General features: G+C 60.6%; 18 protein-coding genes. 8 read left to right on the top strand and 10 right to left on the bottom strand.

Going from position 1 to position 17,409, the window contains the following annotated elements:
- Positions 1–55: 55 nt before the first annotated feature.
- From GGQ66_RS10110 to GGQ66_RS10095, 4 genes are all read right to left on the bottom strand, one after another.
- Positions 56–544, bottom strand: a complete 489-nt coding sequence (locus GGQ66_RS10110; RefSeq protein WP_183792067.1) for an Lrp/AsnC family transcriptional regulator — start codon at positions 542–544, stop codon at positions 56–58.
- A 66-nt stretch (positions 545–610) separates the two neighbouring features.
- Positions 611–1,270, bottom strand: a complete 660-nt coding sequence (locus tag GGQ66_RS10105) for a uracil-DNA glycosylase family protein (protein WP_183792352.1) — start codon at positions 1,268–1,270, stop codon at positions 611–613.
- Positions 1,270–1,881, bottom strand: coding sequence for a glutathione S-transferase family protein (locus GGQ66_RS10100; protein WP_183792066.1), 612 nt, complete (start codon positions 1,879–1,881; stop codon positions 1,270–1,272). Before GGQ66_RS10100 ends, GGQ66_RS10105 begins: the two co-directional genes overlap by 1 nt.
- 3 nt (positions 1,882–1,884) lie before the next feature.
- Positions 1,885–2,466 (bottom strand): thermonuclease family protein, encoded by a 582-nt coding sequence (locus GGQ66_RS10095; protein WP_183792064.1) that lies wholly within the window; start codon positions 2,464–2,466, stop codon positions 1,885–1,887.
- A gap of 197 nt (positions 2,467–2,663) precedes the next feature.
- Here GGQ66_RS10095 and GGQ66_RS10090 point away from each other — a divergent pair, with 197 nt between their 5' ends.
- Complete coding sequence (locus GGQ66_RS10090; RefSeq protein WP_183792062.1) at positions 2,664–4,199, top strand: sensor histidine kinase; 1,536 nt, start codon at positions 2,664–2,666, stop codon at positions 4,197–4,199.
- On the opposite strand, the gene GGQ66_RS10085 is transcribed toward GGQ66_RS10090, so the two are convergent.
- Both GGQ66_RS10085 and cobT read right to left on the bottom strand, forming a co-directional pair.
- Positions 4,200–4,571, bottom strand: coding sequence for a diacylglycerol kinase (locus tag GGQ66_RS10085; RefSeq protein ID WP_183792060.1), 372 nt, complete (start codon positions 4,569–4,571; stop codon positions 4,200–4,202).
- Between the two features lie 17 nt (positions 4,572–4,588).
- Positions 4,589–5,605 (bottom strand): nicotinate-nucleotide--dimethylbenzimidazole phosphoribosyltransferase, encoded by a 1,017-nt coding sequence (cobT, locus tag GGQ66_RS10080; protein ID WP_183792058.1) that lies wholly within the window; start codon positions 5,603–5,605, stop codon positions 4,589–4,591.
- Between the two features lie 184 nt (positions 5,606–5,789).
- Here cobT and GGQ66_RS10075 point away from each other — a divergent pair, with 184 nt between their 5' ends.
- From GGQ66_RS10075 to GGQ66_RS10065, 3 genes are read left to right on the top strand one after another with little or no spacing between them, the layout of a single operon-like run.
- Positions 5,790–6,572: an adenosylcobinamide-GDP ribazoletransferase gene (locus tag GGQ66_RS10075; protein ID WP_183792056.1), complete on the top strand. Its 783-nt coding sequence runs from the start codon at positions 5,790–5,792 to the stop codon at positions 6,570–6,572.
- A 24-nt stretch (positions 6,573–6,596) separates the two neighbouring features.
- Positions 6,597–6,794, top strand: a complete 198-nt coding sequence (locus tag GGQ66_RS10070; protein WP_183792054.1) for a DUF1289 domain-containing protein — start codon at positions 6,597–6,599, stop codon at positions 6,792–6,794.
- The gene (locus GGQ66_RS10065) at positions 6,791–7,495 is read left to right on the top strand and encodes a TIGR02281 family clan AA aspartic protease (protein WP_183792052.1); all 705 of its coding nucleotides are present in this window, start codon (positions 6,791–6,793) and stop codon (positions 7,493–7,495) included. Before GGQ66_RS10070 ends, GGQ66_RS10065 begins: the two co-directional genes overlap by 4 nt.
- A 9-nt stretch (positions 7,496–7,504) precedes the next feature.
- Here GGQ66_RS10065 and GGQ66_RS10060 read toward each other — a convergent pair whose 3' ends face one another.
- Both GGQ66_RS10060 and GGQ66_RS10055 read right to left on the bottom strand, forming a co-directional pair.
- Entirely contained in the window at positions 7,505–8,629 is a 1,125-nt protein-coding gene (locus GGQ66_RS10060; RefSeq protein ID WP_183792050.1) for an extensin-like domain-containing protein, read from the bottom strand.
- Between the two features lie 169 nt (positions 8,630–8,798).
- Entirely contained in the window at positions 8,799–10,625 is a 1,827-nt protein-coding gene (locus GGQ66_RS10055; RefSeq protein WP_183792048.1) for a methyl-accepting chemotaxis protein, read from the bottom strand.
- Positions 10,626–10,943: 318 nt separating this feature from the next.
- On the opposite strand from GGQ66_RS10055, the gene GGQ66_RS10050 reads away from it, so the two are divergent.
- The 3 genes from GGQ66_RS10050 to GGQ66_RS10040 all read left to right on the top strand — a co-directional run bounded on the left by GGQ66_RS10050 (position 10,944) and on the right by GGQ66_RS10040 (position 14,935).
- Positions 10,944–11,333 carry an acyl-CoA thioesterase gene (locus GGQ66_RS10050; RefSeq protein WP_183792046.1) on the top strand — a complete coding sequence of 130 codons (390 nt, stop codon included), beginning with the start codon at positions 10,944–10,946 and terminating at the stop codon, positions 11,331–11,333.
- A gap of 109 nt (positions 11,334–11,442) precedes the next feature.
- A complete protein-coding gene (gene uvrB, locus GGQ66_RS10045; RefSeq protein ID WP_183792044.1) occupies positions 11,443–14,289 on the top strand; it encodes an excinuclease ABC subunit UvrB in 2,847 nt (948 codons plus the stop codon).
- A gap of 148 nt (positions 14,290–14,437) precedes the next feature.
- Complete coding sequence (locus tag GGQ66_RS10040; RefSeq protein ID WP_183792042.1) at positions 14,438–14,935, top strand: histidine kinase; 498 nt, start codon at positions 14,438–14,440, stop codon at positions 14,933–14,935.
- A gap of 81 nt (positions 14,936–15,016) precedes the next feature.
- Here GGQ66_RS10040 and GGQ66_RS10035 read toward each other — a convergent pair whose 3' ends face one another.
- Positions 15,017–15,634 carry a J domain-containing protein gene (locus GGQ66_RS10035; protein WP_183792350.1) on the bottom strand — a complete coding sequence of 206 codons (618 nt, stop codon included), beginning with the start codon at positions 15,632–15,634 and terminating at the stop codon, positions 15,017–15,019.
- Positions 15,635–16,076: 442 nt separating this feature from the next.
- Between GGQ66_RS10035 and GGQ66_RS10030 the strand changes: the two genes are divergently transcribed.
- Complete coding sequence (locus GGQ66_RS10030) at positions 16,077–16,289, top strand: cold-shock protein (RefSeq protein ID WP_183792040.1); 213 nt, start codon at positions 16,077–16,079, stop codon at positions 16,287–16,289.
- A 65-nt stretch (positions 16,290–16,354) separates the two neighbouring features.
- Here GGQ66_RS10030 and dusA read toward each other — a convergent pair whose 3' ends face one another.
- Entirely contained in the window at positions 16,355–17,353 is a 999-nt protein-coding gene (gene dusA / locus GGQ66_RS10025) for a tRNA dihydrouridine(20/20a) synthase DusA (RefSeq protein WP_370686332.1), read from the bottom strand.
- Positions 17,354–17,409: the final 56 nt, after the last annotated feature.

Genomic DNA, 17,409 nt, shown 5'->3' with positions numbered 1-17,409 from the left:
GACACGCCACACACAATTGCCCGCCCCGAGCCATCGGGACGGGCAATTGCTTTTCTCAGTCCTCGCCGGATTTCTGCGTGTCGAGGATCATGTAGTCGAGCGGCAGTTCCGTCGTGTACTTGATCTGCTCCATGGCAAAGGCGGAAGACACGTCGCGGATTTCGATGCGCGCGATCAGGCGCTTGTAAAAGGCGTCATAGGCGGCGATGTCCGGCACGACGACCCGCAGCAGGTAATCGACGTCACCGCTCATCCGGTAGAATTCAACCACTTCCGGAAACTCGCCGACCACTTCGGAGAATCGCTTCAGCCATTCGATGGAATGGGTGTTGGTGCGAATGGAGACGAACACAGTCACCCGCGTGTTCACCTTGACCGGATCGAGCAACGCCACACGACGACGGATCACACCGTCCTCTTCCATCTTCTGGATACGCCGCCAGCAAGGCGTGGTCGAAAGTCCAACCTTCTTGGCCAGATCGGCGACGGCGAGCGTGGAATCCTCCTGAAGCAGGCGAAGGATTTTGCGATCAAGGCGATCCATGGAATGTCTCCGTGAGAATATTTTTCGAATTATAGCCTACATCTTATAAGATTAAAGAATGTTGTTTTAAAAACAAAGCCCTTCTATCGTTTGCCGCAACTGAGGCAAGACATTCTCCTCAAACCACGGATTGCGCTTCAGCCATCCTGTGTTACGCCAACTCGGGTGCGGCAAGGGCAAAATGCGCAGTCCGGCATTGGCGAAAAAATAGCTTCGCCAAGCGCCAACGGTCTCGGTCATCGTCGCCTTGCGCGCGGCACCCAGATGCCAGGCTTGCGCATATTGGCCGATGGCCAGAACCAGCTCCACCTGCGGCATGGCATCGAGAATGCGAGCGCGCCACAGTGGAGCGCATTCCCGGCGCGGCGGCAGATCGTGGCCCTTGGCGTCATAGCCGGGAAAGCAGAGGCCCATCGGCACGATGGCGAAACGGGCGGGATCGTAGAACGTCTCGCGATCGACGCCCATCCACGCGCGCAGCCGGTCGCCGGAAGCATCGTTGAACGGCAAGCCGCTATTGTGCACCCGAAACCCCGGCGCCTGCCCGGCAATCAGCACCCGCGCGGTGGTGGAGAGAACCGCAACCGGCAGAGGCTCATGTGGCAGGCGATGATCCGGCCCCTTGAGCGGGCGCTCCACGCAGACACGACAGGCGGTAATCTCGCGGGCCAGACCGGCAAGCCGATCCGCATCCTCTCCGCCGACCAAAACGCCGCCCGCCTCCATCACGCAGCAGCCGAAGGCCGGGCGGAAACGGCGCGATACCACCGCCAGACGTTTACATGGTCCTGCGGACAGGCAAGACGCGACAGCTTCATGAAATCGAAGGCCACCATGGCCGTGATATCTGCGATGGAATAATGCTCGCCAGCAATAAAGGGCCGCCCTTCCAGCTCCCGATCCAGCAGTGAAAGGAAGGCGAGCGCCTTCGGCTTGTTCGCCTCGCCCCATTCGGGCACCTGCGGCACTTCAGCAGCCGCCATGGCAGGATGCAGATGGCGGAAGGAGGCGGCAACCGCAGCGAGATAGTTCAGTTCCACGCGCCGGTTCCACATTTCAATGAAGGCGCGTTCGCGCGCATCGCGGCCAAACAGCGGCGGCTCGGGATGCAACTCTTCGAAATAACGGCAGATCGCCACGGATTCAGTCAACACCGAGCCATCCTCGAACTCCAGAAGCGGAAGCTGCTGTAACGGGTTCATGGCGGTAATCTCGGGCGAGCGGTGCGCCATGGCACCCATGTCAACCATCACGGTTTCGACCTCGATCCCCTTTTCCTTCAGGAATATCTTCACCCGTCGCGGGTTCGGCGCCCGATACGCATCATAAAGTCGCATGTTCTATTCCTCCCATTCCTCGCTCCTGTCGAAGCTGAAAAAACGCTCGATGAAATCTTGCAACCAGGCGAAACCTCCCTCCGCCATGCTGCCATTCATCCGCCGCCAATCCTGAGGGCGGATGAAATCACCGCTCCAAACACCGCGACGCGCGGCGCGCGCCTCGGCTTCCTCATCGCGATAATCCACATCTGTGCCGGCATAGGCAATGGCCATTCCCTGCCGCACCATCTCGGCATTCAGGTTGCGTCCGCCCGCCCGGCAGATGACCAGAAGCCGCCCATATTTATCGATATCGCTCCCTTCACACGTCACCGCCTCCGTTGCCACCAGAGATTTCAACGCCTCACGCGCCGCCTCGCCACAGGGCCAGAGCGTTTCGTTAACGCCGCAGGTCTGCCTGCGCTCCGGCGCATCGATTCCCTGAAGTCGGTAACGGGTGCCATTCAACGCCAGCGTATCTCCATCGCTGACACGAAAATGGCCGGCCAGATGCTGCGTTTCGCGATCATCCAGCTTGGCAACGATCAAGGTGCCAAGGATGACGAAGGCCACCACCGTCACGCCATTACGCAAGATAATCATCAGGTTACGCACATCGATCGTCCAGTTTCATGAAGGCACGAATCGCAATCCGGCTCCGCCCTCTCGCGCAATCTACAGATACCGTCGCCAACCGATCGGACCAGCCTGCGCAGATGGCAAACAAAACATTGCCAGCAGCATCTTCTTAAGGATTTCGCTTTACGCTTGGCGCAAAACGCGGGCACACGTAACGAGCAATGGCACAGGGCGTCAGTACATCCACCGACAAGAACATTGTCGACCTTTCACGCGGCCATCGCAATCGGGCCGTGTCCAAGGCCGTTCGCGCAACACGAGAACGTCTGCAATCCTCACAGGACGGCGCGCGCCTCTTTGACCGCGAAATGATGGTCATGCACCTGAACGCGTTGCTTCAGGCTGCAACTGTCATGCCGCTGTTCATCACGCTGGTCACGGCGGCAGGCTTCTATATCAGTCGCGACCTGCGCATGCTCGGTTGGGCTTTTCTGGCGCTCTGCGTCCACACGGTCGTCACGCTCCTTGCCCGTAAGGCCGAACGTCAGGAAATGACGCCGTCCAATGTCACCAGATGGCAGCGGATTTTGCTGGGCGGCCAGATCCTGGTCGGCATCACCTGGGCGATGCTCGTCCTGATGCGGTGCCAGCAATGCGGCGATAATGGCTTCCTGTTCTTCCAGGGCGCCGTGATGCTGATTGCCATATCGCTGACCGCGATGACGAACAGCATGTTGCGCATGGGCCTGATCGCCACTTTCCTGCCCGTTATCATCGCCCTTCTCGGCAATCTCGCCTTTCACCGCGACCTCGCCGATATCGCGCTGACAGCCCTGACGACCACGGCGCTGGCCTTCTTTATCTACATCGGCAACCGCTTCTATAACGCCAACCTCAAGCTCCTGTCCTTCCAGTCGGAAAAGGACGACTTGATTGCGGAACTGGAAGTGGCGAAATCGCTATCCGACGAGGCACGCCGCCGCGCCGAAGAGGCAAATCTTGCGAAGTCGCGCTTCCTCGCCTCGATGTCGCATGAGTTGCGCACGCCGCTGAACGCCATTCTCGGCTTCTCCGAAGTCATGGCAACGGAAGTGCTCGGACCGCTGAATAACCCGATGTACAAGGAATATTCGCGCGACATCCACAATTCCGGCCAGCACCTGCTGAACCTCATCAACGAGATTCTAGACCTCTCCCGCATTGAGGCCGGCAAATACGACCTCCAGGAAGACGCCGTTTCCCTGCTGGAAATCGCCGAGGATTGCATCGGCATGGTGCAACTGCGCGCCCGCGGCAAGAACATCACCATTTCCGAGCAGTTCGAACCCTCGCTGCCACAGATCTGGGCTGACGAGAAATCCATGCGACAGGTGGTTCTGAACCTGCTGTCCAACGCCGTGAAATTCACACCCCAGGGCGGTGAAATCACCATCAAGGTGGGTTGGACCGGTAGCGGCGGCCAATATGTGTCGATCAAGGACAACGGTCCGGGTATCGCCGAGGAAGAAATCCCGATCGTGCTGTCAGCCTTCGGCCAGGGCTCCGTCGCCATCAAGAGTGCGGAACAGGGGACAGGCCTTGGCCTGCCTATCGTTCAGGCGATCCTTGCCAAGCATGACGGCCAGTTCCTGTTGAAATCCAAGCTGCGCGAGGGCACGGAAGCTATCGCCGTACTGCCGGCCAAGCGCATTCTGCAGAGCATGCCGGCGGTGCGCGACGCGCATGCCGTTGATCGCCGCAAGAAGAGCTTCGCGTAATCAGCCGATCAGTACAGCCCAGACGAGATAGAGTGCATTTGCCAGAATGAGGCAGAAGCAGGCGAAGGAACCAAGGTCCTTGGCATGCTTGCCCACCTGCGAAATCTCGGGCGAGACCCGGTCAACCAGTTCCTCGATGGCGGTGTTCAGCGCTTCCGCCGCAAACAGCGCCAGCATCAGCACGACGAAGCCGACGAATTTCGAAACATCAGCGCCCGCAACAGCCAGAATGACAAGACCGCCGGCAAAGGCCATCAGTTCATGGCGAAAGGCCTGCTCTCGCATCAGGCGGGAAATACCCTGGATTGAATAGCGCAATGCGGCAAACACATGCCGCACGCCCGTTTCTTTCGTCACCGGCCCTTCCGCCATGGCTGCCCCTTGCGTTCTCAGCTCTTGTTGGTCACGCCGGCCTGGGCGAAAGTCGCCATGCCGCTGTGGCAGGCCGCAGCTGCCTTGACGATACCCGCGGCAAGGGCCGCGCCCGTGCCTTCCCCAAGACGCATGCCAAGCGCCAGAAGCGGCGTTTTGCCCAGCTTCTCGATGGCCAGCATGTGGCCCGGTTCACCGGATACATGGCCGATCAGGCAATGATCGAGTGCGGTGGGATTGGCGGCCTTGAGAATGGAAGCGGCTGCCGTTGCGACATAACCGTCGATCAGCACCGGGATCTTTTCCATGCGCGCAGCCAGAATAGCGCCGGCCATTGCGGCAATCTCGCGACCGCCGAGGCGACGCAAAACTTCCAGCGGATCGGAAAGATGATCGGCATGGAAGGCAACGGCCTGCTTCACGGCGGCGATCTTGCGTTCCAGCAGTTCGCCATGGGAGCCGGTGCCCGGACCCACCCAATCCTCCGCCTCTCCGCCATAAAGCGCAAGGTTGATGGCGGCGGCAATGGTCGTGTTGCCAATACCCATTTCGCCAATGCAAAGCAGATCCGTACCACCGGCGATGGCTTCCATGCCGAAAGCCATCGTCGCGGCGCAGTCGCGCTCGGAAAGGGCGGCTTCGGTGGTGATGTCACCTGTCGGGTAGTCAAGCGCCAGATCGAAAATCTTCAGACCGAGATCGTAGGTCGCACAGATCTGGTTGATCGCTGCTCCACCAGCAGCAAAGTTCTCGACCATCTGCTGCGTCACTTCCGGCGGATAGGGCGTAATGCCATTGCGTGCAACGCCGTGATTACCGGCGAAGATCGCCACCAGCGGGCGCGTGACAGCGGGAGTGCGTCCGCTCCAGGCAGCCAGCCACATGGCGATTTCCTCAAGCCTTCCAAGCGAGCCTTCCGGCTTCGTCAGTTGCTTGTTGCGCGAGCGTGCCGCCGCGAGCGCTGCAACGTCATGACCGGGCAGACCCCGGATCAGGGTGCGAAAATCGTCAAATGGCAGGCCGGTGACGCTCATTCATCAAGTTCCTTGTATTCCGCTCGCGGATCGGCAATTTCTAACGCCGCAGCCGGAAAGGTCGAACGGCCTCTGGCGGCTGAATATGGCGCAATCGCGGTTCCCGATCCGACTCGGGATCCGTCAGACCGCTCTCATACTCAGGGAACGCGGCGCGAACAACCATTAAAGAGGCCTCGAACGCATGACAATGCCCCCGTTTCTGCGGAATATCCTGATCGCCTGTGGCTTCCTGAGCCGGATACAGATCCCCGCGCGCCTCTTCGAGGGCTTCGACGGCCGCTTTGCCCCCATCGCCCACACCTTTCCCGTCGCAGGCTTCCTGATCGCCCTGCCGGGCGCACTGCTGTTCTGGCTACTCCTGATGCTCGGTGCGTCACCGCTCGTGGCCGCCCTTCTGGCGCTCGGGCTTCAGACCCTTGTGACCGGCGCACTGCATGAGGATGGCCTTGCCGATTGCGCCGATGGCTTCGGCGGCGGTGCCAGCCGGGAACGCGTACTGGAGATCATGAAGGACAGCCGCGTCGGCTCCTATGGCGCCATAGCGCTTGTCCTGTCCTTCACGCTACGTGCCGCAATGCTTGCCGCGCTGGCCGAGCGCCTTTCGCCACTGGCCGCCGCCATTCTCCTGCCCGCCGCCGCCGCGCTGGCGCGGGCCTTCATGGTAACGCACTGGCAATCCCTGCCGTCGGCTCGCGAACAGGGGCTCGCGGCTGCGGCCGGTCAACCCGATGTCTTCACCGCGGCAATGGCGCTGGCTGCTGCGACGATCCTCGCCGGCATTCCGGTTCTGGCTGTGCTCGGCCTGCCCGCCCTGTTTCTCGCGTTGCTGCTGGCAGCGATTGGCGCTTTTCTCATCACACGCCTTGCCGCCCGGCGCATAAACGGCCATACCGGAGACACGATCGGGGCTGTCGAGCAGGTCGGCGAAATCGCCGTTCTCCTTGCCTTCTCACTGGTCGCCTGACAGGAACCGAACCCGACCGCCGCCATGGAAACGCCCTGCACCCGTATCTGCCAGATCGAACCCGGCACCGGCTGGTGCATCGGCTGTGGCCGCACACTTCAGGAAATCGCCGGCTGGAGCCGGTTCAGCAACGGGGAACGACGGCAGATCATGGCCAGCTTGCCCGATCGCCTCGCGCAGATGAAGCCGGCTGGCAAAAGTCCGGAGCCGGCGCATTCATGAACCGCTACACAGTCGCCTTCCTCATCATCGCTGTCGGCCTTGCACTCCTGATCTTCAATCACGGCAGCGGTGAAACCTTTGGCATGGACAATAACGAGTTTGCGCGCCTCGTCAGTCTCCTGCCCTTCATCGCGCTTTTGGGCAGCGGCATCCTGATTGGCCGTCGCCACACGCTGGGCAAGGTTGCCCGCGACCTCGCCACCTGGCTCGTCATCATTCTCGGTCTCGTTGTCGTCTGGCTCTATCGCGGTGATTTTAAATCGCTCGGTGAACGGGTTCTTGCTGCGCTCGTCCCCGGCCAGCCCGTCGTTTCCACCCAAACAGGCGGCGATACGGAAGTCATCCTTCACAAGTCGATGAACGGTCACTTCGAAGCAGAGGTTGAAATCAACGGCCAGACGGTTTCCATGCTGGTCGATACTGGTGCAAGTTCGATTTCACTGTCCTGGGAGGACGCCCGCCAAGTGGGATTGAACCCCGAAAACCTCGATTATTCAGCCACCGTCCGGACGGCGAATGGCGTGGCAAATGCCGCCCCCGTCAAGCTCGCCCAGGTCTCGCTCGGCCCCATAAGTCGACGCAACGTACCGGCGCTGGTGGCAACAGAAGGCAGGCTGGAACAAAGCCTGCTTGGAATGAGCTTCCTTGCCACGCTCGGCTCCATGCGCATGCAGGATGACGAGTTGCGTCTGCGGGATTGACTGCGCCGCTCAATCGCAGTGGCGATAGCCACCCTTGTGCGCCCGAAGGTCCAGATGGAAGTGGTTCCAGTGATCCGCGTCACTGCCTGGCCCAAGGACGGTGCTGAAATACTTGCAGCTATCCGAGCGCACGGATTTCAGCAGACCTTTTTCGCGAAAGGCGAAGAAACCCTTCTTGCGCACATCGATTTCCTTACCGTTCTTCAGAACGATGGTGCCGATATCGACGGCATTCCCGTGCGCATGTTCCGACCATGGATTGTTGGCGCGGGAATTCATGCGCCGGCAGGAATAACCACCCATCGTCTCGATCTTGGCAACGCCCGAGAGATAGCGCGCGCGCGCCGACGGCGTCACCTCGTCCTTCACCCATCGTGCAAAGGCCAGCGTCACCTGACAGTTCAGCGTTGTCTCGTTGACGGCGACGCCGCCGGGCAGACCGGACACCTTCATGGGATAGGCCACACCGCAATTGCCGCCGCCATCAATGCGCGGAATATCGCGGAAGCTGACACCCAGCCTGCGCAATTCGGCGCGGCAGGAAAGCTCGGAAGCGGGCATGGCGTCCGGCATGGTGGACATGGGCGGCGCGTCGCGCATGACGGGATTGTCGGGCCGTGCCATCGCCACCTGCCTCATCGCCGTATTGGCGGGAACGGAATAGGGTGCGGATGGCATGGCCGGCGCCTGCGACTGCCATTGGGACGGGCCGGCAGCGGCACTGGCGCCCCGCGGCGGCACAAGAACCGGTGCATCCGTGCCTATACCATCGACGACCGGCTGGCTGGTGTGGGCTTCCGCGATATCACCGGCCTGCTCTTCGGCCAGCCCCACCACACGGGGACCGGAGCTCTCTCCACCGACACCCAGCCCTGCATCCATGTCGACCCCGCCCTCCGGAACCGTCAAGGCCGGGGTGCTTGATGGGGCAAGCGCATAGGATTGCGCGGAGGGAGACATTTCCACCGGTCGGGCTGCCGCGCGGCGCGTCTGCTGGGTGGGCGAAATGGCTCCGACACGCGTCGCGCCGTCGATCTGGCCGGGCGGCACCAGCGCGTCGGTCGAACAGGCGGCAAGCGCCGTCGAGAGGATCAGGGCGGCGGCCACGCGCGCCCGTGTGAAACAATACGCCATACCAAACCGTTTCCGCCGACAACCCGGCTTCCGCACGCCCCGGCGTAATTATAGGAAACAAACGGTAAATGTTCCCTTTACCCCGCGTCGGGCCGCCGCTGGCGACGTCAACGGAAAAGGGCGGGGAAACCGGTCCCCGCCCTCTTGCGTTCGATAGGTATGCGCCGGATCAGGCCGCGCGGGCCGTCGAATGGCCCTGACCGTAGCCGCCATTGCTCAAACGGAAGCGCGACAGAAGCGACCCCAGATGCTCGCTTTCGCTGGCCAGCGTCTGGCTCGCCGCTGTCGTCTCCTCCACCATGGCGGCGTTCTGTTGGGTCATCTGGTCCATGTGGTTGATGGACGAGTTGATCTCTCCGAGGCCGGTCGCCTGCTCGCGAGCGGCGGTGGCGATGGTCTCCACATGGCCACTGACGCGCTCGACAAGCGACTCGATCTCGACCAGTGCATCGCCGGTGGAACGCACGAGCTTCACGCCGCTGGCCACTTCATGGGCGGATTGCGAGATGAGCGCCTTGATTTCCTTGGCGGCACCTGCCGAACGCTGGGCAAGATCACGCACTTCCTGCGCCACGACCGCAAAGCCCTTGCCGGCTTCCCCGGCACGCGCCGCCTCGACCCCGGCATTCAGCGCCAGCAGATTAGTCTGGAAAGCGATTTCATCGATCACGCCGATGATCTGGCCGATGCGTGCGGACGATGCCTCGATGCGGTTCATGGCCTCCACGGCGTTGCGAACGATCTCGCCCGACCGGTCGGCGCTGTCGGTCGTTTCGCGGACGAGTTCGCGCGCTTCGGTGGCACGATCGGATGCCATACGGACGGCGGCTGTAATCTCATCCAGAGCAGCGGCCGTTTCCTCGAGAGCGGCGGCCTGCTGTTCGGTGCGGCGGGAAAGATTGCCTGTCGCTTCACTGATGTTGCCGGCGCTGTCGCGAACGACGGCACCCGTGTCGGAGATGCTGGATACGACCTCCCGCAGAGCGCTGACCGAGCGGTTGAAGTCATCGCCCAGCTTGCGATACTCGTCATCCAGTGCGGCGACCTGCGTCGTTAGATCGCCCCCGGCGAGGCGTTCGAGCGCATCGCCGAGGGAGGCGATGGCATGGGTTTGGCGTTCGGTAGCCGAGCGCAGAACCGACTCGTTTGCAGCACGTTCCGAGTCAAGACGCCTTTGCTGTTCGGCTTCACGCTCGCGAAGCTGAACGCGTTCCGTCACCGAGTCCTTCAATTGCATGAGCGCCCGCGCCATTTCGCCGATCTCGTCACCACGGTCAGCATCGGAAACGACGGTATCGGTGCGCTCGGCGGAAATGTCGCCCATGGCCGACTTGAGGCGATGGATCGGCTTGGTCACGCTGCGGACGACCCAGTACGCAAAGGCCGCAATCACAGTGAAGCCCGCAAAGCTGATCATGGCGTACATGATGGCGTTGCTGCGGAACATGGCTGCGAGGTCGTCGACATAAACACCGGTGCCGACAACCCACTGCCAGGGCGCAAAGCCCGCCACATGCGAGAACTTCATGACCGGATCGGTGGAGCCGGGCTTCGGCCACATATATTCGTGATAGCCCGAACCATGGGCGCGCACGATCTTCACGAACTCCTCGAACAGTACATTGCCGTTCGTGTCCTTGAGATCACGCAGTTCCTGGCCATTCAGCTTCGGATTGATCGGATGCATGATCATCTTGGGCTGCATATCGTTGATCCAGAAATAGCCCTTGCCATTGTCGTAGCGAAGGGTGCCGACGATGGCGATGGCCGACTGCTGTGCCTGCTCGCGGGTCATCTGACCCGACTTTTCGAGCTGATAGTAACGATCAAGGATCGTCAGCACCGTGTCATCCATCATCGCAAGCGCCTTCTTGCGTTCAGCCGACGTCGTATCGTAGGCGTGAAAGAGGCTGAATATGAGGGCCGACGCGAGAATCACGACCGAAATGGCGACCAGAACATAAAGGCGCGTCGCGATTTTCAACTTTTTGAACATAATCTCCCCTCCATCAAAGGTGGAGCACAGACTGTCCTAAAAATGTTAATCAGCTTATAAAAACGTGATTATTATATGTATTAACGTTGTATTGGTGCAAACCAATTTTAAATATTGCCAAGCAACGACAAGAAACACAAAAAATCATCCGTATAAAATTGCCATATATTCAAATCCACTCATAAAGAAATCGCTATATGTCAGACGACCCGTCAACTGGTCAGTTTGTCACAGCATTCTTGCCTTAGACGAAAGTTCAGGTTAGGGAACGTCCCTGTCGCGCCTCCTCCCTCCCCCTGCCAAGACAAGGAAAACCGTATGACAGAGACGGTACACCCCACGGGCGAACTCACGCTCCGCACACTCGCCATGCCTGCTGATGCCAACCCCGCCGGTGATATTTTCGGCGGCTGGGTCATGTCCCAGATGGACCTTGCAGCCGGCATCCGCGCCGGCGAGCGCGCCCGTTGTCGCGTCGTCACTGCCGCCGTGAAGGAAATGACGTTCGAAAAGCCGGTTAAAGTGGGCGATACGCTGAGCGTCTATACGGACATTACCCGCACCGGCCGCACTTCGCTGACCCTTAATGTGGATGTCTGGGTACACCGCCAGCGTTTTGGTGGCCTCGAGCGGGTCACCGGCGCCACCTTCATCATGGTGGCAATGGACGATGCTCTCCAGCCCAAGGCGCTGCCGCCCGAAGTTTGAGCGCAACGATGCAGAGGTCGCTCCATCGGGAGCGACCTTCCCCATAAATGTTTCCCTTTTGTACCGGAACACCCTTTTCTTTGACACGGACTCCCGCCATATTCCGGGCATGGCCAGATCACCGAAAAAACCGTCCGCACCCGAAGGCTTCGGGGAAGCTCCGCAGGCTGAACTCGAAGGCACACCCTTTGAGGGTAATGTCTCCGACTGGCTGAAGCAGATCGAGCAGGAAGCGGAAGCCTCAACCGTCGAAAGCCGCAGCGAAGTCGCCTCGAAGGCCGGCAAGCACCGCAAGAAGGTGGAAAACGCCGCGCGCCAGCACGCCGAGAAAACGGCGGTGCAGATGAAGAGTTCGCGCGGCACCTCCATGGGCGGCTCCTCCGATCCAAAGACCCGCGCAGCCGCCGGCCTCAACCCTGTTTCGGGCATCGACATTTCTCTGGAAGATGCCGCAACGCTGGCGCAGGGCAGTGTCACGGCGACCGTCGAGGCGCTCTCGGCCCTCATCGAAAGCGGCAATCCGCTGTTCAAGGACGGCAAGCTGTGGACACCGCATCGCCCGGCCCGCCCGGAAAAATCCGAGGGCGGCATCGAAATCCGCATGGAAACGGCCTACACGCCCTCCGGCGACCAGCCGACCGCCATCAGCGATCTCGTGGAAGGCCTCGAAAGCGGTGAACGCAGCCAGGTTCTGCTTGGCGTCACCGGCTCGGGCAAGACCTTCACCATGGCCAAGGTCATCGAGCAGACGCAGCGTCCGGCCGTCATTCTGGCGCCCAACAAGACGCTGGCCGCCCAGCTCTATTCCGAATTCAAGAATTTCTTCCCGAACAACGCGGTCGAGTACTTCGTATCCTACTACGATTACTACCAGCCGGAGGCCTATGTAGCGCGCTCTGACACCTATATCGAAAAGGAATCGTCGATCAACGAACAGATCGACCGCATGCGCCATGCCGCCACCCGCGCCATTCTGGAACGCGACGACTGCATCATCGTCGCCTCGGTGTCCTGCATCTACGGTATCGGCTCGGTCGAAACCTACACGGCCATGACCTTCCAGATGAATGTCGGCGACCGGCTGGACCAGCGCCAGCTTCTGGCCGACCTTGTGGCCCAGCAATACAAGCGACAGGACATCAACTTCGTGCGCGGCTCCTTCCGCGTACGGGGCGATACGATCGAAATCTTTCCCGCCCACCTTGAGGATGCCGCGTGGCGCATCTCCATGTTCGGTGACGAGATCGACAGCATCGCCGAGTTCGATCCGCTGACCGGCAAGAAGACCGGCGACCTGAAGTCGGTGAAGATCTACGCCAACTCGCATTATGTGACGCCGCGCCCGACGCTGAACCAGGCGGTCAAGTCGATCAAGGAGGAGTTGAAGCATCGTCTGGCCGAGCTGGAAAAGGCGGGTCGCCTTCTGGAAGCCCAGCGCCTCGAACAGCGCACCCGCTACGATGTGGAAATGCTGGAGGCGACCGGGTCCTGCGCCGGGATCGAGAACTACTCGCGCTACCTCACCGGACGTAACCCCGGTGAACCGCCACCGACGCTGTTCGAGTATATTCCCGATAACGCCCTGATCTTCATCGATGAAAGCCATGTGACGATCCCGCAGATCGGCGGCATGTATCGCGGTGACTTCCGCCGCAAGGCGACGCTGGCCGAATACGGTTTCCGCCTGCCATCCTGCATGGATAACCGCCCGCTGCGCTTTGAAGAGTGGGATGCGATGCGTCCGCAGACCATCGCTGTCTCGGCGACGCCCGGCAACTGGGAAATGGAACAGGCGGGCGGTGTGTTTGCCGAACAGGTCATTCGCCCGACCGGCCTCATCGACCCGCCGGTGGAAGTACGCTCCGCCCGCACCCAGGTCGATGATGTTCTCGGCGAAATCCGCGATACGGCGGCCAAGGGCTATCGCTCGCTCGTCACCGTTCTGACCAAGCGCATGGCCGAAGACCTGACCGAATATCTGCACGAGCAGGGCGTGCGCGTGCGCTACATGCACTCCGATATCGACACGCTGGAACGCATCGAGATCATCCGTGACCTGCGCCTTGGCGCTTTCGACGTGCTGGTGGGCATCAACCTTCTGCGCGAAGGGCTCGATATTCCCGAATGCGGCTTCGTCGCCATTCTTGATGCCGACAAGGAGGGTTTCCTGCGTTCGGAAACCTCGCTGGTACAGACCATCGGCCGCGCCGCGCGTAACGTCGACGGCTATGTCATTCTCTATGCGGACACCATCACCGGTTCGATGAAGCGCGCCATGGAGGAAACCAGCCGCCGCCGTGACAAGCAGATGGCCTACAACACCGCCCACGGCATCACGCCGGAATCGGTGAAGGCGCATATCTCGGACATTCTCGATTCCGTCTACGAGCGCGATCACGTCCGGGCCGATATTTCCGGCGCCTCGGGCAAGGGGTTTGCCGGTGGCGGCCATCTTGTCGGCAATAATCTCCAGTCCCATCTGGAAGCGCTTGAAAAGCAGATGCGCGACGCCGCCGCCGATCTCGACTTCGAAACCGCCGCCCGCCTTCGCGACGAGATCAAGCGCCTCAAGGCCGCCGAACTCGCGGTCATGGACGATCCGATGGCCAAGGAAGAAGCCAGGGGCATGGAGCGCAAGACGAGCGCTCCCGCGCCCGACAAGAGCTATTTCGCCAAACCCTCGCTGGATGACATGGGCCCTGGCACCGACACGGCGAAGCCCCTCTTCCGCAAGAATACGCTGGACGAAATGACGGTGGGCCGCACGGAAAAGCCGGTGGTGCCGACACAACTTCCGGAGCGTCCACCGGAAGCCCTGAGCACAGCCAAGCGCGGCGGTACAGATGACCCGCGCCCGATTATTCGCGGCAAGGTCGGCGCCGGCAGCTACGAAGACCCTGCGGACCAGAAGCGGAAAGGTCGCACCAAAGGCAAGACGGGCCGGCCGGGGAAGTAAACCCGGACGGCGTCCCGTCAACAATACACATGTTTAACCACAACACTATTCTGTATCAAAAACATACAGACCACGACGACTTGCATCTGCCGTGAGTAAAATTTTCGTGATACGCCTTTCCAAGCAACACCGGGAAAGGAAACCCTGAATGAAAAAGCTGTTTCTCGCAGCAACCACCGCGCTCATGATGGTCTCTCTGACCACGGGCGCCTATGCCGCAAAGTTCAAGTTCCCCAGCGACGCACCGGTCGCGGCCGTCACTATTCCGGACGACTGGGAAAGCGGCGAGACCGAAAGCGGCGTCGAAGCCACGTCGCCGGATGAAGCCGTCTATCTTTCCATCGATGTCGCCGACGCGAAGTCGATCGATGACGTCATGGACGATGCGGTGAACTGGTTGGGAGAACAGGGCGTCACCGTTGACGCGTCCACTTCGAAGAAGACCGAAGACAAGCTGAACGGCAAGGATATCATCTACGTCGAGTGGGACGGCAAGGACAAGGATGGCCCGGCCTCCATCGGCCTCGCAGCGCTCGTTCTCAACGCCGATACCATTCTGGTTCTCACCTACTGGGGCACCAAGGGCGAAGAAGAGAAGAACACCGCCACCATCGGCCAGATCCTGAACTCCATCAAGGAACAGTAAGGCATTGCTGCCGCCCGCCGACGGTATGCACCGGGCGGGCGGCACTCATTCTCAACCGCCCGTCAGAACGTGCGAAATGCCCTACTCCGCCGCCTTCACGACGCGGATGCCGACGGGCACGACAACACCCTCACCATCCTCATCCTGCATGACCGGCACGGCTTCCATTTCATAGGAATAGCCCTCAAGCATCGTATAGGCCTGCTCGATAGCCTCGATCTGGGTTTCAGCCTGCTTGATCGCATCGGCAATGGACTGGCTGCGCGCGCGCAGCATGGAACCGAGAACGTCGGTTTCCGGCTTGCGGCCCAGACGGTCGAGATGCTTGCGCACCCGCGCCCGGTGGCGCTCCAGCTCCAGAATATGAAAGCGGCTCTTCAGAATATCGTCCGAAAGCTTGCGGCGCATGGCGGCCACAGGATCGAAACTGCCGGGCTCGCGTTCATCGAGAATGAAATCGTTGACCAGCGTCTCGATCATCATCAGGCCCTTGAGATCCTTGGCATCGGCCATTTGCGGATCGTAGCCGGTGTCGTCGTAGACACGGCGGCGAACGGGGTCCTTCAGCAGTTCGAAGGCCGCCTGAAGGCGCGCGAACTGTTCGACGTCGCCACCTGAGTCAGGATGGGCTGTCTTTGCCGCCTTGCGATAGGCGATCTTGATGGCCTGCTCATCCGCGTCGCGCTCGACGCCGAGCATCTTGTAAGGATCGATCACCACGCTGCTTGCCCTTCTCGTTCACGTCTCACTCGTATCGGCTCGCTGCGCCAGCTTCAAGCACCGGAAATCTTATCCACGATCCGCATAGAACCCGACTTTGCGGCGCAGACCGGTCGAAATTGTGATGAAGTCGGGTTTTCCACCCTATTCTCGCTTCCAGGCTCGATTTCAGCGTCTTGCCTTCCTCATCATTTGCTGTAGGATCAACGCCGTTCGGGTACTTACATCCCGGAGACTGGACGGATGGCGCGCCTCATCGAAAATCGGTTGGCGCAGCGGGGGGCCACAATCCCCGGCAACTGTTGTTCTTTCCCCGTTACGTGACTTCTCGACGGCCTGGCGCGTGCTGCGCAGGGTCTAACCGTGCCAATCGGGGCTTCCCGATGGCAAAGCATTGTTTTACCGGGGAAAGGATACTCCCATGGCCGTTACCGGCACCGTTAAGTTTTTCAACCAGGACAAGGGCTTCGGCTTCATCACGCCGGATGGCGGCGCGAAGGACGTCTTCGTTCACATCTCCGCTCTGCAGGCTGCTGGTCTCCAGTCGCTCAAGGAAGGCCAGAAGGTCTCCTTCGACACCGAGCCGGATCGCATGGGCAAGGGCCCGAAGGCTGTGAACATCCGCGCTGCATAAGCTGCGGTTGTCAGAAATTCATGGAAACGGCGCCCCTCAAGGCGCCGTTTTCTTTTGGGCCTGCATCACCCCTCGACACCTGGATCGACCTCGGCGAAAGCCGCCGCGATCACCTCGGGCCCCGCCCCCGGCTTCGTCGCGTCGGTGGAGAGGATCTGCCGGAAGCGCCGCGCGCCATTGATACCGGAAAACAGCCCCACCATATGTCGCGTCACGTTGGAAAGCTTGCCGCCCTGGGCAATATGCGCGGCCGTATAATCCATCATGGCATCGCGCACGCCATTCCAGTCCACGCGCCTTTCCGCCTCGCCATAGATCAGATGATCGACGCCGGCCAGCATGGCAGCATGGTGATAGGCCGCTCTACCCAGCATGATCCCATCCATGTGAATCAAATGCTGAAGCCCCCGATTCAAATCCTCAATTCCACCGTTTATCCCCATGAAGAGATTCGGGAATTGCCGCTTCATGGCATAGACGAGATCATAGTCGAGCGGCGGAATTTCACGATTTTCCTTGGGCGAAAGCCCTTGCAGCCAGGCCTTGCGGGCATGCACCCACACGGCATCCACATCCACTTGAATCATTTTCTCAAGAAAAGCCGGTAACACCGCCTGCGGATTCTGATCATCGACCCCGATACGGCATTTTACCGTGACCGGCACGGTGGCAACAGACTTCATCGCGGCCACGCAATCGGCCACCACATCGGGCGTCTTCATCAGGCAGGCACCGAATGTGCCGGATTGCACCCGGTCGGACGGGCAGCCGACATTCAGGTTGATTTCGTCATAACCATAATCGTTGGCGATCAGTACGGCCTGCTTCAGCTTGACCGGATCAGAACCACCCAATTGCAGCGCCACGGGCTGTTCCGTCGCATGATGACCCAACAGCCGGTCCCGCGGGCCGTGAATGATCGCATCGGCCACCACCATTTCCGTGAACAGCAGCGCCCTCTTCGTCATCTGCCGATGCAGAAAACGACAATGCCGATCCGTCCAATCGATCATCGGCGCGACAGCGAAGACCGGCTTGGGGAAGTAGCGGTTTGCACCCGGCACGCGGGCGTTCTGGGCGTCTGGGGTCACGCGTATCGGTCCTGTCTTGCCTCGTTGCG

The organism is Allorhizobium borbori, assembly GCF_014196535.1.
Taxonomy (GTDB): domain Bacteria; phylum Pseudomonadota; class Alphaproteobacteria; order Rhizobiales; family Rhizobiaceae; genus Ectorhizobium; species Ectorhizobium borbori.
Note: the sequence above shows the minus strand (reverse complement) of the source record. Positions and strands in the feature narration are given on the sequence as shown.